This window comes from Companilactobacillus heilongjiangensis (assembly GCF_000831645.3).
Taxonomy (GTDB): domain Bacteria; phylum Bacillota; class Bacilli; order Lactobacillales; family Lactobacillaceae; genus Companilactobacillus; species Companilactobacillus heilongjiangensis.
In genome coordinates this window covers 1,329,978-1,348,208 of the sequence record NZ_CP012559.1, presented here as the reverse complement: position 1 = coordinate 1,348,208, position 18,231 = coordinate 1,329,978, and the positions used below count along the sequence as shown (strand labels likewise).

General features: G+C 36.8%; 20 protein-coding genes and 1 riboswitch. Of the genes, 14 read left to right on the top strand and 6 right to left on the bottom strand.

Translation table 11 applies throughout. From position 1 onward, the window contains the following. Window positions 1-67: 67 nt before the first annotated feature. Both JP39_RS06135 and JP39_RS06130 read right to left on the bottom strand, forming a co-directional pair. A complete protein-coding gene (locus tag JP39_RS06135) occupies window positions 68-919 on the bottom strand; it encodes a hypothetical protein (protein ID WP_041501856.1) in 852 nt (283 codons plus the stop codon). Continuing rightward, the gene (locus JP39_RS06130; RefSeq protein WP_041501857.1) at window positions 909-1,889 is read right to left on the bottom strand and encodes an SIR2 family NAD-dependent protein deacylase; all 981 of its coding nucleotides are present in this window, start codon (window positions 1,887-1,889) and stop codon (window positions 909-911) included. The genes JP39_RS06135 and JP39_RS06130 overlap by 11 nt, the downstream gene beginning before the upstream one ends. Before the next feature lie 159 nt (window positions 1,890-2,048). Here JP39_RS06130 and JP39_RS06125 point away from each other — a divergent pair, with 159 nt between their 5' ends. The 5 genes from JP39_RS06125 (at window position 2,049) to ribH (ending at window position 6,609) form a co-directional block, all read left to right on the top strand. After that, complete coding sequence (locus JP39_RS06125) at window positions 2,049-2,609, top strand: TetR/AcrR family transcriptional regulator (RefSeq protein WP_041501858.1); 561 nt, start codon at window positions 2,049-2,051, stop codon at window positions 2,607-2,609. Between the two features lie 413 nt (window positions 2,610-3,022). Continuing rightward, window positions 3,023-3,155: riboswitch (FMN riboswitch) on the top strand. 120 nt (window positions 3,156-3,275) lie between these two features. Beyond that, window positions 3,276-4,322, top strand: coding sequence for a bifunctional diaminohydroxyphosphoribosylaminopyrimidine deaminase/5-amino-6-(5-phosphoribosylamino)uracil reductase RibD (gene ribD / locus JP39_RS06120; protein ID WP_082330656.1), 1,047 nt, complete (start codon window positions 3,276-3,278; stop codon window positions 4,320-4,322). Beyond that, complete coding sequence (locus JP39_RS06115) at window positions 4,322-4,927, top strand: riboflavin synthase (RefSeq protein ID WP_041501859.1); 606 nt, start codon at window positions 4,322-4,324, stop codon at window positions 4,925-4,927. Before ribD ends, JP39_RS06115 begins: the two co-directional genes overlap by 1 nt. After that, the gene (ribA, locus tag JP39_RS06110) at window positions 4,920-6,134 is read left to right on the top strand and encodes a GTP cyclohydrolase II (protein ID WP_041501860.1); all 1,215 of its coding nucleotides are present in this window, start codon (window positions 4,920-4,922) and stop codon (window positions 6,132-6,134) included. The genes JP39_RS06115 and ribA overlap by 8 nt, the downstream gene beginning before the upstream one ends. A gap of 1 nt (window position 6,135) precedes the next feature. Next, complete coding sequence (gene ribH, locus JP39_RS06105) at window positions 6,136-6,609, top strand: 6,7-dimethyl-8-ribityllumazine synthase (RefSeq protein ID WP_041501861.1); 474 nt, start codon at window positions 6,136-6,138, stop codon at window positions 6,607-6,609. Window positions 6,610-6,700: 91 nt separating this feature from the next. Here the strand turns inward: ribH and JP39_RS06100 are convergent, their stop codons facing one another. Then, the gene (locus JP39_RS06100) at window positions 6,701-7,087 is read right to left on the bottom strand and encodes a YxeA family protein (protein ID WP_041501862.1); all 387 of its coding nucleotides are present in this window, start codon (window positions 7,085-7,087) and stop codon (window positions 6,701-6,703) included. A gap of 478 nt (window positions 7,088-7,565) precedes the next feature. Further along, window positions 7,566-8,786, bottom strand: coding sequence for a M20/M25/M40 family metallo-hydrolase (locus JP39_RS06095; RefSeq protein ID WP_041501863.1), 1,221 nt, complete (start codon window positions 8,784-8,786; stop codon window positions 7,566-7,568). A 98-nt stretch (window positions 8,787-8,884) separates the two neighbouring features. On the opposite strand from JP39_RS06095, the gene JP39_RS12575 reads away from it, so the two are divergent. Beyond that, window positions 8,885-9,058, top strand: coding sequence for a hypothetical protein (locus JP39_RS12575; RefSeq protein WP_157492458.1), 174 nt, complete (start codon window positions 8,885-8,887; stop codon window positions 9,056-9,058). Between the two features lie 159 nt (window positions 9,059-9,217). On the opposite strand, the gene JP39_RS06090 is transcribed toward JP39_RS12575, so the two are convergent. Then, window positions 9,218-9,397 (bottom strand): hypothetical protein, encoded by a 180-nt coding sequence (locus tag JP39_RS06090; RefSeq protein WP_041501864.1) that lies wholly within the window; start codon window positions 9,395-9,397, stop codon window positions 9,218-9,220. A gap of 159 nt (window positions 9,398-9,556) precedes the next feature. On the opposite strand from JP39_RS06090, the gene JP39_RS12675 reads away from it, so the two are divergent. Continuing rightward, complete coding sequence (locus JP39_RS12675) at window positions 9,557-9,694, top strand: hypothetical protein (RefSeq protein WP_169751874.1); 138 nt, start codon at window positions 9,557-9,559, stop codon at window positions 9,692-9,694. A 42-nt stretch (window positions 9,695-9,736) separates the two neighbouring features. Here JP39_RS12675 and JP39_RS06085 read toward each other — a convergent pair whose 3' ends face one another. After that, the gene (locus JP39_RS06085) at window positions 9,737-10,243 is read right to left on the bottom strand and encodes an aminoacyl-tRNA deacylase (RefSeq protein ID WP_041501865.1); all 507 of its coding nucleotides are present in this window, start codon (window positions 10,241-10,243) and stop codon (window positions 9,737-9,739) included. A gap of 324 nt (window positions 10,244-10,567) precedes the next feature. Here JP39_RS06085 and JP39_RS06080 point away from each other — a divergent pair, with 324 nt between their 5' ends. From JP39_RS06080 to JP39_RS06050, 7 genes are all read left to right on the top strand, one after another. Then, window positions 10,568-10,750 (top strand): hypothetical protein, encoded by a 183-nt coding sequence (locus JP39_RS06080; RefSeq protein ID WP_041501866.1) that lies wholly within the window; start codon window positions 10,568-10,570, stop codon window positions 10,748-10,750. Between the two features lie 158 nt (window positions 10,751-10,908). After that, the gene (locus JP39_RS06075) at window positions 10,909-13,110 is read left to right on the top strand and encodes a glycoside hydrolase family 31 protein (RefSeq protein ID WP_041501867.1); all 2,202 of its coding nucleotides are present in this window, start codon (window positions 10,909-10,911) and stop codon (window positions 13,108-13,110) included. Window positions 13,111-13,338: 228 nt separating this feature from the next. Further along, window positions 13,339-13,740, top strand: coding sequence for a hypothetical protein (locus JP39_RS06070; RefSeq protein ID WP_041501868.1), 402 nt, complete (start codon window positions 13,339-13,341; stop codon window positions 13,738-13,740). Window positions 13,741-14,672: 932 nt separating this feature from the next. Beyond that, on the top strand, window positions 14,673-16,049 hold the full coding sequence (gene ltrA, locus JP39_RS06065) for a group II intron reverse transcriptase/maturase (protein ID WP_048698678.1): 1,377 nt from the start codon (window positions 14,673-14,675) through the stop codon (window positions 16,047-16,049). A gap of 135 nt (window positions 16,050-16,184) precedes the next feature. Beyond that, window positions 16,185-17,102 (top strand): 50S ribosomal protein L11 methyltransferase, encoded by a 918-nt coding sequence (gene prmA / locus JP39_RS06060; protein ID WP_041501081.1) that lies wholly within the window; start codon window positions 16,185-16,187, stop codon window positions 17,100-17,102. Next, entirely contained in the window at window positions 17,083-17,832 is a 750-nt protein-coding gene (locus JP39_RS06055) for an RsmE family RNA methyltransferase (protein WP_041501080.1), read from the top strand. The genes prmA and JP39_RS06055 overlap by 20 nt, the downstream gene beginning before the upstream one ends. Window positions 17,833-17,842: 10 nt before the next feature. After that, window positions 17,843-18,181, top strand: coding sequence for a hypothetical protein (locus JP39_RS06050; RefSeq protein WP_041501079.1), 339 nt, complete (start codon window positions 17,843-17,845; stop codon window positions 18,179-18,181). Window positions 18,182-18,231 lie beyond the last annotated feature (50 nt).

Here is an 18,231-nt window from a genome sequence, read left to right as displayed (position 1 = left end):
AAAACCCAAATAACCATCTATTTTCGACCTACATTAAAATTGGTTGAAAATAGATGGTTATTTATTTTTAAAATGTATTTTGTGGTGCTGTAAGATCTCGCAAAACATCTTCAATATTTCCTGAAAATTCAATAGTTTGCTTTTTAATTGAATCTGGAATAACGATGTGGTCACGATTGATGATAATATAATTGGCTTGTGGAGCTAATGCCAGCATGTCGAATATCGGTTTGCGCAAATTAGGATGATTTTGTCCAACGCCCAATTCTAAAACAGTTAAAGGGTTATGCATAGAAATTGTTGAATTTAGAAAGGCCGAAAACTTATCTTGACTTTGAACGGTTTTAAGATATTTTGCATTAAATGGTAGATTAGGCAATAGTATATTTCCGCAAGTTTCACACTTAGGTAATGAGTCAAAGGTAAGCTTGTTTTCTTTGTCAGCAGCGAGAATTTTTTCAGCAATTGGTAGTGACTTAATTTCTTGTCTATTATCATGTGAACCAAAGCACTGAACCGTTCCCCAATCACCTTCAGTAGCTAAAACAGATTCGTCATTGAAACCGGCGAGATTAAAGTGATATTCACCATTAGATGTGGCAATTAAATAATCCTTGCTTTTTAGTAATTGTTTCAAAGATTGCATTTGTGGACTGATGTGATAATTTCCAACAAAATAATTTATTAAACGAGCCCAGACTTGCCAAGCATCCAAAAGATTATCATACGGATATGATAATGCTGAAAGGATAGAATTAAAATGATACTTGGGAATGAGATCGCCTAGGACTTTTTGGAAAGCGTCGTTATTTTGGAAAATATTGATACCTTCACCGATTGAAAAGCCATTACTGGCAGTGACTAGAACGTGGGGAGCAGAATTTAAAATTTGTTTGGCCTGATTTAATTTACTTGTCATTTTTAGCCTCGACTAACTGATTTCTTACGTCGTGTAATACTTTAGCAGTATCGTTTTGCATGGCTAAACCTTTGTTTTCTAGTTGTTCAGGTAAAAAGGCATTGTCATGATTTACGGAAATATAACTAGCGTTTGGTAAATTGTAGCTTAAAGTCCAGAAGGGTTCTTGAATGAACGTAGGTGTCATACGCCCAACCCCCAGTTCAATGAATAATGTCTTTGCTCCTTGATGACTTAGCAGTGCATTGGAAATCTTAGTATATTCTTCTTGGTATTTTTTTCCTTCCAAAAAATTACCATAGCCACGAACCCAGGGGAACGCTTCGGCACCACAGTGTGGACAATGGGGAATTAAGTCAGTCGGTATCTGAGTGTCATCACCCATAGCTTGAATCATTTGATCGATTGATTTAGTTGCATCCCAAACATCATCGGTACAAGCGTTAGAACATTGAAAGAAGCGGTGATCTCCCTGAATTTCAGAAACTGTAGTCTCGTCAAATTCTTTTATAAATTGTGTATCCTGATTAGTAGTTACAATATCAAAATCTTTATCTTGTAAAATTGCTGCTAGATCTTGATACGGTTGTCTGATTTGGGCGTTCAAAGTTGTATGTAAAAATGTTGCTAAATATCCCCAGTAAGTTTCACGATTAGGGAAGGGATATTGCATACCAGCGAAAGCACCTTTAAAACCATATTTCTCTGAAAACTTTCCGAAAGTTTCATAAAATGATGGCGTATCAGTGTAATAGAAATCACCACCGCCAGCAGCTGATAATCCTGATGCACCGCCGATTACAACATATTCTGCATCGTTAAGCATTTTGCTAAATTGCTCAATTTGTGTTTCATATTTTTCAGGTTGTTTAGTGCTTAATTTTATTGGCGTCTTTCCTTGCGCATAGGTGGAATAGTTACTTTGAAAACTTTGTTGTGCTTGTAAAACTAGTCGTTCATAAAAAGTCATGAAGATTTCCTCCAAAAAGTTGTTTATTAATTAAATTCTTGACACGGTGTAACGAAATTAATAAAGTTTATTTTAACTAATGGGAAATAAAAGTTAAGAACAGTTATTATAAAATTGTATTTTTTTGAACATAACTGGGAAAGTGTAATGGAGTTTAAAATGACAAATATAAACAGAAAAATTGATCGTAGAACCTTGTATACCGTACAAATAGTGAAGGATTCAATTTTGAAATTAGTTGAAGAGAATGGATATTCAAAAATAACTGTAGCAAAGTTATGTCGAAGAGCCGATATTACACGAACGACCTTTTACTTGCATTTTGACAATATAACCGCAGTGTTAAATGAGGTATTAGAGGATGCACTTGATTTTCAGTTAGTTTCTGAAAATGGACCATTTAACGATGAGTCATTTATTCCAGCATGTCAAAGAGTTGCTAAGTCAAGTAAATATCAGGCTTTGTTCATGGACTCTAATTTGACCGAATATATTATCGGTCGAATTTATTCACATGAAAAGGACAGAATGATTCCAGATAATATGAAGAAGACTAATCTCAATCAAAAAGATGCTGATTTGATGTTTCAATACACTTTACGCGGTTCATTTTACGTAAATTATCAACATCATTGGCAAAGAACAGCCGACTGGAAACACGATGTAAAATTAATGAATTATTTTGTGGAAAGTGGTTATAAAGCCTTTCATGAACGTTAAATCTACGGACTTTGGTCCACTAGGTACCACTAGTTTATTTTTTGATTATGGAATTGAAATAATTTTTAAAAACAAAAGATTCAGAATATACTCTATATCCTGTAATTTTATTCATTAACGGCAAAATAATACTCAAAGTTGTTTAATATTAATCCAAAAACGAATAATGAACTAGCCGGAAAGAGCAAGAAATCAGGTCGCTGTGCAGGTGGCGTTAGCACTTTAGTGCTTACACCACGGAACGACTTTTGAAACTCGTGATTTGTGCGAGGTTCAAAATCGAGACAAAAGACCTCGGCTTTTGTCGGTTCCCATAGCGACCTGATTTCTTGCTCTTGGAGGTGGCATATTTAAATAACTCGCATTGCAATTATATTTTTACTATGATAATATCGCTTTTGAAAACTGAATAATGATTTCTTCGGGGCAGGGTGTAATTCCCGACCGACGGTAACAACTAAAAGTTGAAGTCCGTGACCCGCGTTTTGCGGTGGATCCAGTGTGAGTCTGGAACCGACAGTATAGTCTGGATGGGAGAAGAAAAATAAGATTTTTTCGTACTCAGTACGTTTATTTAAGATTGTCTTCGAAAGAAGTCTTATTTGGCTTAATAAAAATAATGGGGCCCCGCATTTTTGCGGGACCTTTTTTTTGGGGTGAATAAGATTGACAGATCAGCAGTATTTAGAAATAGCAATAAACCAAGCAAAAAAAGGATTGGGCCAGACTTGGCAAAATCCTTTAGTTGGTGCGGTTATTGTTAAAAATGGTCAGATTTTAGCGAAAGGTTATCACCATCGTTTTGGTGAGAATCATGCTGAAATTGATGCCATTAGTCATTTAAAAAATGAGAAAGAGGGCACTGGAGCGACGATTTATGTGACCTTAGAACCTTGTAGCCATCAAGGAAAGACACCACCATGCGTCAATAAAATAATTGAACTGGGATTTAAGCGCGTAGTTATTGGCCAAATTGATCCTAATCCACTGGTTGCGGGAAAAAGTGTTGAACGTCTGAAACAGCATAATATTCAAGTAACTAATTTGGATAATAGTGAGTCACTGAATCTAGCTTATAATTTTTATTTTCAAAATCAGCGGCCACTCATTACTTTGAAGTATGCCATGTCATTGGATGGAAAAATCAATCAAAAAGATGGCTATCGTACTATGTTAACTGGCAAGGATACTTTTCAAGATACTCAAAAATTACGACAGATGAACCAAGCCATCTTGATTGGCGAAAACACTTTGAAAGTTGATGATCCTAAATTAACAATACGGTCGAATCCAGCATTTCCACCTTTTAGGATTGTATTGATTCATAATGCTCAAAAATTAGATTTACAACAAGCCATTTTTCAGTCAAAGGGTCCCATCTATATTTTGACTAATCACAAAAATGAACAAGTTTTACCAGAAAACATTCACGTTTTAGTTGATGAAGTTTGGACGCCACGAAAAATTATTGATTTTTTGACCCAACAAGGAATTCAATCTTTGTTGATTGAAGGCGGCAGTCATATTCATGCCAACTTTGTTAAAAGTAATTTAGTCGATAATTTAATTGTCTATATTGCACCGAAGTTGATTGGGGGAACTGGGTTACCAAGTATTTGGGGACCAGGAATTTCCGAGATGATGAATTTCGAGCTCAAACAAATTACTCCATTAGGATCAGATATAAAAATTTCCGCAAAGAGGGTGTATTGATGTTTACAGGGATCGTCAAAGGACAAGGAAAAATCGTGCAACTGCAAGATAATCATGGAACTGAACAAATTAGAATTGCATCATCATTGATTGACCCTGAGAATTTTGCAATTGGTGAAAGTATTTCGATCAACGGAGTATGTTTAACGATTACTAAATTTCAAAATAACGACTTCTGGGTTGATGCCATGCCAGAAACTTTAAAGAGAACTACTTTCGATGAGCTGCAATTGAACAGTTTAGTTAACTTAGAACCGACTTTACAAGTGACGGAACGCTTGAATGGCCATTTTCTCTTAGGACACGTGGATACGACAGCTGTAGTAACTAAAATTGAAGAACAGTCGAGTTCCAAGGTATTTACTTTTAAAATAGATTCTAGCCAAATGCCATTTATTGTCGAAAAAGGTTCCATTGGAATAGACGGTGTCAGCTTAACGGTTGTTTCTGTTGGATCAGACTGGTTTCAAGTAGCCTTGATTCCTTACACATTAAAGGAAACAATCTTAGGACAATTGAAATCCGGAGAAAAAGTAAATATTGAGACTGATATCTTAGGTAAATATGTCGTGAAAATGAATAATGAGGTAGTTGACTATGAGTAAAGATGAGTATATTCAAAGAGTTGAGTCAGCAATCAAAGCTTTAAAACAAGGACAATTAGTAGTTGTCGCTGATGCCGTTGATCGCGAAGGTGAAGGAGATATGGTTGGGTTGGCTGACTTTGCGACACCTTATACAGTTAATCAAATGATCAGTCAGGCTAAAGGATTGTTGTGTGTTCCGATGAGTCAACAAGTAGCACAAAGATTGTCTCTGGAACCAATGATTTCCCACGGGACAGATGCCTTTGGAACGGCCTTCACGGTTAGTTTGGATGCTAAAACAACTATGACAGGAATCTCAGCTTATGACCGTGCCGATACGATCAAGACTTTAGCTGACCCGACAAGTAATTGGGACAGATTTTATCATCCAGGGCATATTTTTCCACTCATTGCGAAAGATGGCGGGGTCAAAACTCGTGGCGGACACACTGAAGCGGCGGTTGATTTGGCCAAACTTGCTGGAGCTACACCAGTGGCCTATATTTGTGAGATTGTTAAAGAAGATGGTCACATGGCGAGGACAAAAGATTTACAATTATTTGCCAAACAAAATAAGCTCATTTTTTTGACTATTAACGATATTTTAAAGTATCGAGAGTTTCAGGAAAATGCACAGATTAAACCATATGCAACTGTTGACTTGCCAACAGCTTATGGACATTTTCAGTTACAAGCATTTGGAGATGGAGAAAAGGAACCAAACTTATTGATTTCTAAAGGTGATATTACTGGTAAGGAGCCATTATTAGTGCGCGTTCACAGTGAATGTCTGACGGGTGATGTTCTTGGTTCACTTCGTTGTGATTGTGGTCCGCAATTGCGGGAATCATTACGGAGAATTGAACAAGCTGGCCGCGGTGCGGTGATTTATTTACGACAAGAAGGTCGTGGAATTGGTTTAACTAATAAATTGCGCGCCTATCATTTGCAAGATACAGGGCTGGATACGGTTGAAGCAAATCAGGCACTTGGTTTGCCAGCAGATGCCCGTCACTATGATCTTGCCGCTGAAATCCTTAAATCTAAAGGGGTTAAACAAATAGAATTAATGACTAATAATCCTGATAAGGTCAAGCAACTGCAAGAATCAGGAATCGAAGTCGTTCAAAGGATTCCCTTAGAAGTGGGCTTAACAAAGGAAAATCAAGATTATTTAAAAACAAAAAAAAAGAAATTTCATCATATATTGAGTGAGGTAAATTAAAATGAAGGAAATTACTACTAAACAAATTAATGGTTCTAAGAAAATCGGTATTGTGGTCGCAGATTTTAACAGTATCGTTACTAATGCATTATTGAATGGTGCAGTTCAAAAGCTTCAAGAAAGTGCGGTTACTTCTGAGCAAATTATAGTTGTCCATGTACCTGGTGCCTTGGAATTAGCTCGGGTTGTCAATAAATTATCAAAGAGTGGTTTAGTCGACGGGATAATTGCATTAGGGGCGGTTATCAAAGGTGAGACGAATCATTATGACTATGTCTGCAAAGAAACTGCAGCCGGATTGAGTCAAGTGTCCTTACAGGGGGCAGTTCCCGTTATGTTTGGCGTTTTGACCACTGAATCCTTAGCTCAAGCAATTGATCGTGCTGGAGGTAAATCAGGTAATAAAGGGACTGAGTGCGCTGCAGGAATTGTGCAGATGCTTAGTGTTGAAGCTCAAATAGATGAGTTGGTATAAAGTAATATTCGATAGAGTAAAGTAATTTGATGATGCCAAAAGACACCTTTGAGAAATCAAATGATTTTCGAAGGTGTCTTTTAGTTTGGGGTTATTCGGTTTGTAGTTTGTTGTACACATTAGTTGGCATGTCATTTTTGAAAACTTCTTTATAAGTGATGACGTAAGCACCCTTTGCAGTAACTTCCAGGAAGTGTCCTTGTTTAAGTTTGCCCATACCAGTGAATTTAATGGGATGTTCATTACCATCTTTGTCGTAGCTAGTCAGGGTGTAGTTGTAATTTCCATAGCCGTCTTCATCTTTTCCCTTGGCATTGTTAATTTTAACAAAACGTGGTTCTTCTTTAACTAGAAAATTGAATTGTCCCATTAATTGGGCAAAATCATCAGTCCGATCCTTTGTATAAACACAAGCACCAACGTAAACTAATCCGATAATAGAAATTGTTAAAAATAGTGATTTCAATAATTTTCTCATAAGTGAATTTTCCTCCTATGACTAGATTATTAAAGTTGACCATTTTTTTACATTTGATTTACTTACGGGTTGCTTACAAATATGTAAGGATATGCGTGGTGGCCGCCTCCAAAATCTCTTGCTCTTTCCGGCTGGTTTATTCTTTGTTTCTAAATCAATAGTGAATAACTTTCAATATTATAATGTCACTGATAATTACAGCCATAGGATAAGGGGGATATTTGGATTTTAAAATTAATTTTAGATATAGTTAAAAGTCAACTAGCACCACACGTATGTAAGGATACTTTATTGCAAAAAAGTTTTGGACAAAACATGGCTTCTTCCACCTAAAGCAAATATTATCAGCAATCCTAAATCGGAGTCTTTCCCAAGTTTGGTTATAGAATCGAAAATAAAAAATGCTAGGTATTTTTCTTGGTATAAATCAGAAAAATATCTAGCATTTGATTATGTTCAACTTAAAATAATGTATCACTTATCCAAAATATTTAGTAGCAATGGTTTTATAAATATCAATGTACTTCAAGTAATCATCTTCAAAGACAAATTCATTGATTTGGTGAGCTGATTCATTACCAGGACCGGCAACAACTACATCTAAGTTTTGATTAGCTTGAATAAATTGAGAAGCATCTGTACCGCCGGGAGCACCGACAGTCAAAATGTTAATGCCTAAAACATCCTTGTAACTTTCACGAACAAGCTTGATGAAGTCAGAATCAATATCAGTCTTAACAGGCCAGTTGCTGCTTGATAGTTGGAATTCCAAATTCATTCTTGGATTGGCTTGATTCATTTGGTCGATCATTTCCTTTAATTCACCAATAATCTTGTCATTGTTATATTCAGGGATAGTTCTGATTTTAACAGTCATTTCTGCGTAATCAGGGATGGTATTCTCTTGTTTACCAGCATTCATAATTGTTACAGAAGGCTTAGTTGTACCAAGAACGTCATCTTCGGTTTTAACAATATCCTTAAAGTAATCAGCTTGTTTATTGTAGTAAGTAACTAAGTTATCGAGGGCATTGATACCGACCTCAGGCATTGAACTGTGAGCGGCACGACCGTGAGAAATAACTTTGTAAGTTACTGAACCTTTATGAGCGCAAAAAGCTGCCATACGTGATTCTGGTTTTTGACCATTTGTTTCAATGAGACCAGCACCAACTAATTTTTCCAAAACTAAACGTGATGATGAGTTACTTGGTTCACCAACGACTAAAGCACTAACATCGTCAACATATCCTTCTTTGGCAAGCTTTTCAGCACCAAGCTCACCGACTTCTTCACCAACAGTAGCAATAAATTTGATATTGCCTTTGAAGTTAGGATCTTCGTTCAATTCAATCAAGGCGATAGCCATTCCAGCTAGTCCACCTTTCATGTCAGATGAGCCACGACCAAAGATTTTTCCGTCAATGTGTTTAGGATTGAAAGGACCATAGTTCCACTTATCGTTGTCAACTGTACCAACAACGTCCTCATGACCAGTGAAACCTAAGAATTTTCCGTCACCTTTTTTAATAGTAGCAATAAGGTTAATCCGATTATCGGCGTATTTGTTAACTTCAGTTTCAATACCATTCTTTTCGAATAAATCCTTAAGGTAATGGGCCACGATTTCCTCGTTACCATTGACCGTTTCCAATTTAATTAAATCATCCAAAACACCCAGTCTTTGTGCTTTATCCATTTTTACCCCTCCAAGATAATGTATAATAATAGTAATTATCGTATCACATTCTATTTTAGTATTCTTTATTCAAAATTAATAATAAAAGGACGTGCAAAATGAATTTATTAATGAAATTAGACCGTTGGTTGGGGATTTTATTATTAGTTGTGGCTGTGTTGGGATTTATTTTCAAGTGGTTCAATAACTCTAATTTACTCTCGGCTGCGGTTGCAGGGGCGGTTCTATTGTTGATTTCAGCTACTGCTGATATTGATCGACCTAGTAAATAACGTTTCTGTCGCCTTCGGGTGAAAAGTCCAGTGTAGTTTATACTACGAATGATTTGTTTAAAATTGAACGCATGAAAAGAGCCAGTAATCTAAGTGAAAAAGATTACTGGCTCTTATTTTTATTTTATATTAATTGAATATTTACTGGAAACAACAAAATTAGTTTACTTTTTTACGACCATCGGGTGTATATTTGTTGTTTTGATGTCTTCTATAAAGGTAATAGATGCCACCGACAATAGCTAAAATTACGATTAGTGGCAAAATTATGTGGATGAAGAATGAAAATAATAGTAGGGCGATGAAGAATCCCAAAATGTACTTCCAAATGTTGTTCATTTAGTTCTCCTCTTTTTTTATTGTGTCTTAAATTCTATTCAAATTCGTAATAAAGTCAAGTGAAAGACTCTTTCGTTGACTTTAATTGATGAGGCATGTAATATAACAATCAGTCGCTACCCTCTAAAAGATACGGAACGTAAAGGAGGCGTGAATAATATGAAATACAGAATTTTATTAGATCTTAAAGATCAATTATTCACCGCAGTTGATGTTAACGATAGCAATAACTTTGGTAACGGTACAACCATTGAAAAAGCTATTTCAAGTTTAAAAAACAACAATAAAGCTGCATAAAAAATTAATTCGTCAATGACTTTGGTCATTGGCGATTTTTTTTTACTCTGGATTATCGACGGCAAAGTCACCAAATGTGGCGTTAACAGCCTTAGCTAAAGCATGTGGCTCGATAAGAACGGATTGTCCAACCTTACCAGCTGAAACGATAATTTTTTCAGAACGTGCTGCTTCATTATCAAAGAAAATTGGATAATTGTGCAGTGAGTGGATTCCGACTGGACTATTTGCACCGTGTTCAAAGCCACTAGTTTTAATAAGATCCTTCAAGGGAACCATCCCAACTTTTTTGTTACCGGATAATTTGGCCAACATTTTATAACTCAAGTGCTTATCAAGTGGCAACATACCGACAAGTGGACCAGTTTTATTGCCAGTCAAAACTAAGGTTTTATAAATCTTATAGCCATCTTGAACACTACTGTCTGTGACGAGTTCTTGAGTATCGCCATCAGCTTTTGTTGGAAAAGTCATTGGAATGTAATCAACTTTTTCTTTATCGAGAATTTTTTCTACTAATGTTTTTTGTATTTTCTTCTTTTTACTCATTTTTTCTTTTCAACCCCTAAAACTTAATGCTTACTTAGTATATAATAACAAAGCTAATAATTTTTAAAAGTGAAGTGGCTTTAGTGGTTAGAAAATTAATTTTAATTTTCAAGTTATTGTTATATGTGGTTCTAGTTAAATATGCCGTCTCCAGAGTTGGAAAATATTTCCCAGCTCTTCCGACTAATTGATCGGTATTAGTTGAATATATAAGCATTTAAGCAATTTTAAACTGTGGAATATTTTTAAAAGGTTATCAACTAGCACCATGCGTATTACTGTTATATAATTGTTAGCGTTACAACAGGATAAGGAGCGATTAGAATGAGTTTTTTCAAAAAACATCAAGAAGATCCTGCCAAGAATGATTTTAGTAAAATTTCTCAAGAAATTAAGAATAGTCCTAAAAAATTATCCGAGGCTCAAAAGTTATTTAAGGATAATGAATCTTTAAGAAAAAAAGTTGTTGATGGCCCAAATCGGGTATCTCAAAATGACGATAAGTAATAAACTAAAGTGGCATTCATGGTTAAGCATGGGTGCCACTTTTTGTATTCGCGTAACTTTGGATAATATTGTAAGTTGATAATAGATATTAAGAAAGTTTTTTTAAATGACTAAATAGCATGAGTTAAATACCTTTTAATAAATGGGAGGACTGTCGTATGAATAAGATAATTGTAGGTAAGACTTATCGTTTTACAGTTATTACCGATTATTTATTGAGAATTGAAGAGGACAGCACTGGAAATTTTGAAGACCAGTCTACGCAAACTGTGCTTAATCGAGATTTTGATGAACCTGAAGTGGAAGTCTTGCGCAATTCTAACGGTCATGAAGTTGAAATTGAGACGAAAGGCTTCCACCTATATTATGACGGCGGGAAGTTTTCGGCCGAGTCACTTTATATTGATATTAAGAAGGCTTATTCTGTTTATCAAAATCGCTGGTATTTTGGTGAAGATAACGATGATCATCAACAAAATCTTCTGGGGACTGTGCGCACTCTTGACCACGCTGACGGGGCAATTCCGTTGGATAAGGGGATTATGTCACGTGATGGTTACAGCTATTTGGACGATTCGAAATCATTCGTGTATCTGCCGGAATCGGACTCTTTTAAAGCTCGAGAAAATTCCGTAATTGACGGCTATTTGTTCTGTTATGGCCGAAATTATCAACAAACTTTGACTGATTTTTATAAATTAACTGGTCCAACGCCATTGTTGCCTAGGTTTGCTTTGGGTAATTGGTGGAGCAGATATTATCGTTACACCCAAGCAGATTATCAAGCTTTGATGAGAAAATTTGATCAGAAAAAAGTGCCAATTAATGTTTCAGTCTTGGATATGGATTGGCATAAAGTTGATGTTCCACAAAAGTATGGTTCTGGTTGGACAGGTTATTCCTGGAATAAAGAGTTATTTCCAGACCATCAAAAATTATTAAATTGGCTGCACGACGATGGTAAAAAAGTCACCGTAAATGTTCATCCAGCGGCTGGTATTAGAGCGTTCGAGGATAGTTATCCGGCAGTTGCGAAGGATTTGGACTTGGATGTTGAGAAAGCTGAACCAGCCTCGTTTGATTTGGCTAATGAAAAATTCCGTAAAGCATATTTTACTGATGTTCATCATAAGTTAGAGGATGAAGGAATTGATTTTTGGTGGGTAGATTGGCAACAGGGAACTGCTAAGTCTGCTCAGAAGATGGATCCATTGTGGTTGTTGAATTATTATCACTTTACTGACAATAACCAACGAACAAACGGTAATGGTCTAATTCTCAGTCGCTATGCAGGTCCAGGGTCACATCGTTATCCTTTGGGATTCTCAGGGGATTCGGTCATTTCTTGGAAGTCATTAAACTTTCAACCATACTTTACGGCTACGGCAGCTAATATCGGCTACACGTGGTGGAGTCATGATATTGGTGGTCACATGCATGGGAGTTTTGATGCTGAACTGGCAACCCGTTGGCTCCAGTTTGGAGTTTTCAGTCCTATTAATCGTTTGCATTCGTCGAATAATACTTTCAGTGGCAAGGAGCCTTGGAATTATCGTGCTGACTTTGAAGAAATCCAAGAAGAGTTTTTGCGTCTACGAACAAAATTGGTTCCATATACAGATACGGCTAACTTTAGAACGCATACCAAAGGAATTCCTTTAGTCAAGCCGCTTTATTATGACTATCCTGATAAAACTGAAGCTTATACAATGAAGAATGAATACTTTTTTGGCTCAGAAATGTTGGTTTCTCCAATTACTAGACCGCATGATGAACAAACTCAATCGGCTTACAGTGAAACTTGGTTACCGGAGGGCGACTGGATCGATTATTTCAATCATCTGCGTTATCGTGGAAATTCGGTTATTAAAACTTATCGAGATAGCAACACGATTCCAGTGTTTGTTCGTGAAGGCAGCTTAATCGTAACTAATCCGGACTACATGGATGATTTGAATGATTTACCAAATAACATTCAAGTTGAAGTGTTTGCAGGACGTGACGGTAGTTTTGAAATGGTGGAGCATTTAGGTGATAAGGTTGCTAAAACATTATTTACTTGGAATGAGTTGGAAAAGTCACTTAAGTGGAAAGTAACCGATCCCGACAATATTATTCCAAAACATCGAAATATTTCGGTAAAAACTTATCATAACAACAGACGGGCAGCGGAAAAGGAATTTAATAATAAATTGCAAAAAGCTTATATCAGCTTTGATTTAAAGCAAAAATTGTCAGATGCATTTAACGACGACGAGTATAGTTATGCTGCATTTATGAATCTCCTAAACACGTTGGACAATAATGATCTACGGAGTAGCTTAAGTGAAATTGCGTATGTAAGACGCTCCTATAAGTAAATTATCCGCAAAAAATAAGATGATTTGTCTAAATTTTATAGATAATCATCTTATTTTTTTGTATTCAAATAAGTGTTGCTTGAATACAAATCGATGTAAGTGGTGATATGACAGTGTTAGCAAAGAAAATTATATTTGTAAAAAATATGAATATAAATATAAACTTATGCTTTCCATAATTATATTCATATGATATTATGTAAAAAAGGAAAAAAAGAGGTGTAGTACATGACAGCAATGACAAGTAGATATCGTATTTTAGAAACAAATGTCCTATTAGAAAGATTTGTTACTTATAACGAGGTCTTCATGGAACATTTTAAAACGATGAAAATTATCGAAAGAGGTGAGGCGTTGAGATATGAAACATATTCACGCTTGGCTGATAATTATCTTTCAAATATTGATCGGTTTATGAAGCTGTGTAATTCCTACATTGAGAAATACAACCTACAGAACAGTCCAATGGCTGAAAAATTGAACAATTATTTTATCAATTTGATTGATGCGCTCAACTGCCTTGATACTGAGAATAACGCTCTGAACCAGACAAGTATGGAACAAGCACGGTCAAAAATTAAAGCAAGTCAAGAAGAATTCGTTAATTCGATTAATGTTTTCATTAAATAAAGGCGGTAACGTCTTTTTTTTGTGGGCTTTTTCTAGTAATCTTATTATTAAGTGGGTGAGCCGCCTCCGGTTGCCAGTAATACAGTCGGCTGTGAGGACCGGTTCGAGCCAAAGTACGGTCTCGAACCTCGCTTTTGAGCCGAAAATCGCGTCTCAAAAGTCGTCCGTGGAGTAAGAACGAGAAAAACACTCGTCCCAACTCCACCTTCACTGCCGACTATATTACTGACAACCTCCGGCTAATGGATTGTGTTATGTTTTATTTTTTTTACTGACACAATTTGTATACGGATGACTTAAAATACAAATTCTATAATATATGAACTATTTAAAATATATGGAATATTTAAATTAGTCGGAAGAGATGAGGACATTTACCCGCTGTGGGTGTGGCGTTATGGCTTTAGCCATTACACCACCGGGCGTGTTGGAGACTTACCAGTCTGTGGTAAGGCTTCAACCGAGGCTCGAGACCGCTCTTTGGCTCGAGCCGTTCCGCGGTGCGCCTGGCATGGGCGTTAACTTAGAGGTGAAAGTCCTCTGTGAACCGTAGTAGTCGGAATCACTAGCTTAGGACAAGGGTGTCCATCGTGAGGTGGAATCTGAAGGAAGTCCAAGGCAAAGTACCGAGCTGATGTACAAGAAGTGGCTATAAGGCTGGATTTGCAGGATAAGGGTGCCGCGGAATTCAAATCCGATCACTACTGCAAGGGCAAATCAAGTAGAGCCAACAGCTACATGGTACGAAAGTTAACGTTCTTACCCAGGGAGGTCTGTATCGAATGTCTGGCAAGGACTCGAAATGAGTCCTACAGACAAATTAGGCCGTGATGTCTAACTGAACGATGCAGAAGTCAGCAGAGGTCATAGTAGTCGCTTTGCGACGAAGGACTGAACATTAATAATTCTTTTCGATATTGGAGGTGGAAGCGATGCGACAATCGCAGAAAATAGAATGTAAATTCGACCATTTTAATGCTCACATATGTGAACAAATGATGGTACGTAGCGCCGCTTCTGGCGAAAATACGAATAAGAATGGCATTTCATTTAAGCAACTAGTTTTAGATGAAAATAATCTCAATAGAGCCTATAAGCGAGTCAAGGAAAACAAGGGTGGAGCTGGCATAGATGGAATGACTGTCTATGACTTGTTCGACTATATTCGTAAGAACAAGGAAGCACTACTTAAGTCCTTAAGTGATTCAACTTATAAACCTAGCCCCGTCAAAAGGGTAGAAATACCTAAGCCAAATGGGACTATGCGTAAGCTTGGTATACCAACAGTCTTCGACCGTGTGGTACAACAAGCAGTGGCGCAGGTTATGAGCCCTATCTTTGAGAAAATCTTCTCTAACAACAGCTTTGGATTTAGACCAAATCGAAGTGCCCATGACGCAGTAAAACAGGTTGTGAGTTTTTACAAGCAAGGCTATCACGTTGTGATAGACCTTGACCTAAAGTCTTACTTCGACACGGTGAACCATGATTTACTTATCAAGTTCATCAAGCAATATACTGATGATGAATGGTTGTTAAATCTAATTCGTAAGTTCCTAACCAGTGGCGTAATGGATGGAAAACTATTTCAAGAAATGGAAAAAGGTACGCCTCAAGGCGGTAACCTTTCTCCACTCTTGGCCAACATATATTTAAATGAGCTGGACAAGTTATTGACCACCCGTGGTCATAAATTCGTCCGCTACGCTGATGACTGTAATATTTATGTCAAAAGTAAACGAGCAGGAAGAAGAGTCCTGAATAGTATTTCAAGGTTCCTAGAAAGTGGTTTAAAGCTAACTTTAAACCAAGAAAAGACCAAAATTACAGTGCCAACAAAGTCAAAGTTTTTAGGATTCTCTTTAGGCTTTACCAACAAGGGCGTATGTTTACGCCCGAGCTATCAAGCCGAAAAGAGGGTCAAGCAATCGCTAAGAAAACTCACAAAGAGGAATCGAGGTCGAAAGCTTGAAGTTATCCTGAAAGAAATAAGACAAAAGATGGTTGGATGGCTCAATTACTATGGAATTGGTGCGATGAAGGATTTTATCAGAAAACTTGATTCTTGGTTGCGAGCACGTATTAGACAATATATTTGGAAGTCATGGAAAAGACCCAAAGCAAAGTATAGGAAGTTGGTTAAATTAGGCGTGACACGGCGTCAAGCGTTTATCTGTGCAAACTCCAGTAAAGGATACTGGCGAACAGCGCACAGCAGTGTGGTGCAACACGCCCTAAGCAAGAAAAAGCTAGAATCTTTTGGCCTAATAGACATGACCAAAAGACTCCAGTCTTTGCAAAATGCTTAAATTAATGAACCGCCGTATACGGAACCGTACGTACGGTGGTGTGAGAGGTCGGTATCGTGAGATACCTCCTACTCGATCAGCAGATGAATACTCTCAGCTCTGGAAACGGCCACAGTTAATAATGGAGGAACTTTTATGCTTTGGAAAAAAATATCGGTTGCGATTCCGAATGATTTTGATCCTGAGATTATTTCAGATGTCTTTATGCGCGTAGGTGCTAATGGGACTGAAATGGTTGATGATGAAAATGATAGTGTTAAAACAAAGATTAATTCATACTTTGATGAAAATAGTTATAATGAAACAATTTTAAATAATCTACAGGCTCAAATTAAAAAATTACCTGAATTTGGCTTTGATATTACTGGTGTTGAGGTTTCTGTTAGTGAACTAGATGATAGCAGCTGGGAAAATGAGTGGAAGCAATATTACCATCCAGTGAAAATTAGTCGTTATTTGACGGTTGTACCTAACTGGGTCGATTATCAGCCTAAGTACCAAGATGAACATATCATCGTTATGGATCCGGGTAAGTCGTTTGGAACGGGAACTCATCCAACAACTTATTCATGTATGCAAGCGCTGGAATTGATTTTGGGCGACGCTGATTCACTTTATGATGTCGGTACTGGGTCAGGTATCTTGTCGATTCAAGCACGTTTGTTGGGCGTTAAGGATATTAAGGCTTACGACCTTGATCCCGAAGCTGTCCGTGCTGCCAAGGAGAACATTCAATTGAACCCTGGTTGTGAGGATATTGAGGTGTTTGAAAACTCCTTACTTGATGGTGTTGATGGTAAAGTTGATGTGATTGTTGCCAATATGTTGGCTGACGTTATTCAGAAATTTATTCCTGACATTGATGGACATCTAAATGCTAACGGATTTGTGGTATTATCAGGTATTATTAATGAAAAAGAAGCATTGATCACTGAACAGATGGCAGAACAAGACTTTATGGTCTTGGAAGCTTTCCATTTGAAAGGTTGGTCAACGTTAATCTGTAGAAGAAAAGAAGAGTACGAGGCAGAAGATGGAGCAATACTTCGTTAAAAATGTTATTAGCGGAAATAGTTTTGCTATTGATGATCCAGAAACTTTTAAGCATGTAGCAAAAGTTATGCGTCATAAAAATGGCGATGTTGTTTACCTAGTTGATACCAATGAAAAATTATATGCGGCTACGATTACTAAAATCGATGTCGATAATTCACAAATTTTGACCGCTGTTGAGCTAGTCGACAGTCCTAGTACCGAGATGCCGGTGGCAGTTACAGTGGCTTGTTCGTTGTCAAAGAAGGATAAGATTGAGTGGATCACTCAAAAGTCGACTGAATTAGGAGCAACAACGATTGTTTTCTTCGATTCCAAGTATTCCATTATGAAATGGAAGAAGAATGTTGTCGAAAAGAAATTAGCTCGTTTACAAGAAATTGCTAAAAATGCGGCTCAACAGTCCAAGCGACGCATTATTCCCGAAGTTATTTATGTCGATAACTTGCAGGATTTGTTGAAATATAAAGCTGAAGCTAACTTGGTTGCTTATGAAGAGTCAGCTAAGCAGGGTGAAATTAGCCGTTTGGTACAGACGTTAGATGAGACTCCCAAATCAGTTCTCTGTGCTTTTGGGCCAGAAGGCGGATTTGCTCCAGATGAAATTGATTTTCTAAATCAGGCGGATTTCTTGTCAGTTGGTTTAGGACCTCGTATCATGCGAGCAGAAACAGCCCCCATGTACTTCCTATCAGTGCTATCATATAAATACGAACTAACTGTAAAATGAGGAACAAATCGTGAAAAATATTTGGAATAAAGTTGAAAAATCAAAAACAACTTACATCGCATTAATCTCAATCATATTGGTATTTATCATGCCAATCTTGTTTAATCTGTTTCATTTGGGCAGAACAAATCGCATCATCTGGCTATTCTTTATTATCAATATCTTATTTGCCAGTTTTATTGGTTGGTTCTCGAAGAAATATGACTTATCTTTTTATAATTTAGTTATTTTTCCTGTGATATTTGTTATCAGCGTTTTCGTTAAATATGGACGCTACGGGTACTTTTTAGCCGGAATTTACTTAGTTTTAAGTATTTTAATTTATTTCTTATTTGATAAAGAAAAATAATTGCTTATTAGCAATAAAGTAATCATAATAATATGTAAACTTAAAGCACT

What these genes read in the sequence shown, in the direction of transcription:
- JP39_RS06135 (WP_041501856.1), bottom strand. Translation starts at nt 919, where the DNA reads ATGACAAGTAAATTAAATCAGGCCAAACAAATTTTAAATTCTGCTCCC.
- JP39_RS06130 (WP_041501857.1), bottom strand. Translation starts at nt 1,889, where the DNA reads ATGACTTTTTATGAACGACTAGTTTTACAAGCACAACAAAGTTTTCAA.
- JP39_RS06125 (WP_041501858.1), top strand. Translation starts at nt 2,049, where the DNA reads ATGACAAATATAAACAGAAAAATTGATCGTAGAACCTTGTATACCGTA.
- JP39_RS06115 (WP_041501859.1), top strand. Translation starts at nt 4,322, where the DNA reads ATGTTTACAGGGATCGTCAAAGGACAAGGAAAAATCGTGCAACTGCAA.
- ribA (WP_041501860.1), top strand. Translation starts at nt 4,920, where the DNA reads ATGAGTAAAGATGAGTATATTCAAAGAGTTGAGTCAGCAATCAAAGCT.
- ribH (WP_041501861.1), top strand. Translation starts at nt 6,136, where the DNA reads ATGAAGGAAATTACTACTAAACAAATTAATGGTTCTAAGAAAATCGGT.
- JP39_RS06100 (WP_041501862.1), bottom strand. Translation starts at nt 7,087, where the DNA reads ATGAGAAAATTATTGAAATCACTATTTTTAACAATTTCTATTATCGGA.
- JP39_RS06095 (WP_041501863.1), bottom strand. Translation starts at nt 8,786, where the DNA reads ATGGATAAAGCACAAAGACTGGGTGTTTTGGATGATTTAATTAAATTG.
- JP39_RS12575 (WP_157492458.1), top strand. Translation starts at nt 8,885, where the DNA reads ATGAATTTATTAATGAAATTAGACCGTTGGTTGGGGATTTTATTATTA.
- JP39_RS06090 (WP_041501864.1), bottom strand. Translation starts at nt 9,397, where the DNA reads ATGAACAACATTTGGAAGTACATTTTGGGATTCTTCATCGCCCTACTA.
- JP39_RS12675 (WP_169751874.1), top strand. Translation starts at nt 9,557, where the DNA reads ATGAAATACAGAATTTTATTAGATCTTAAAGATCAATTATTCACCGCA.
- JP39_RS06085 (WP_041501865.1), bottom strand. Translation starts at nt 10,243, where the DNA reads ATGAGTAAAAAGAAGAAAATACAAAAAACATTAGTAGAAAAAATTCTC.
- JP39_RS06080 (WP_041501866.1), top strand. Translation starts at nt 10,568, where the DNA reads ATGAGTTTTTTCAAAAAACATCAAGAAGATCCTGCCAAGAATGATTTT.
- JP39_RS06075 (WP_041501867.1), top strand. Translation starts at nt 10,909, where the DNA reads ATGAATAAGATAATTGTAGGTAAGACTTATCGTTTTACAGTTATTACC.
- JP39_RS06070 (WP_041501868.1), top strand. Translation starts at nt 13,339, where the DNA reads ATGACAGCAATGACAAGTAGATATCGTATTTTAGAAACAAATGTCCTA.
- ltrA (WP_048698678.1), top strand. Translation starts at nt 14,673, where the DNA reads ATGCGACAATCGCAGAAAATAGAATGTAAATTCGACCATTTTAATGCT.
- prmA (WP_041501081.1), top strand. Translation starts at nt 16,185, where the DNA reads ATGCTTTGGAAAAAAATATCGGTTGCGATTCCGAATGATTTTGATCCT.
- JP39_RS06055 (WP_041501080.1), top strand. Translation starts at nt 17,083, where the DNA reads ATGGAGCAATACTTCGTTAAAAATGTTATTAGCGGAAATAGTTTTGCT.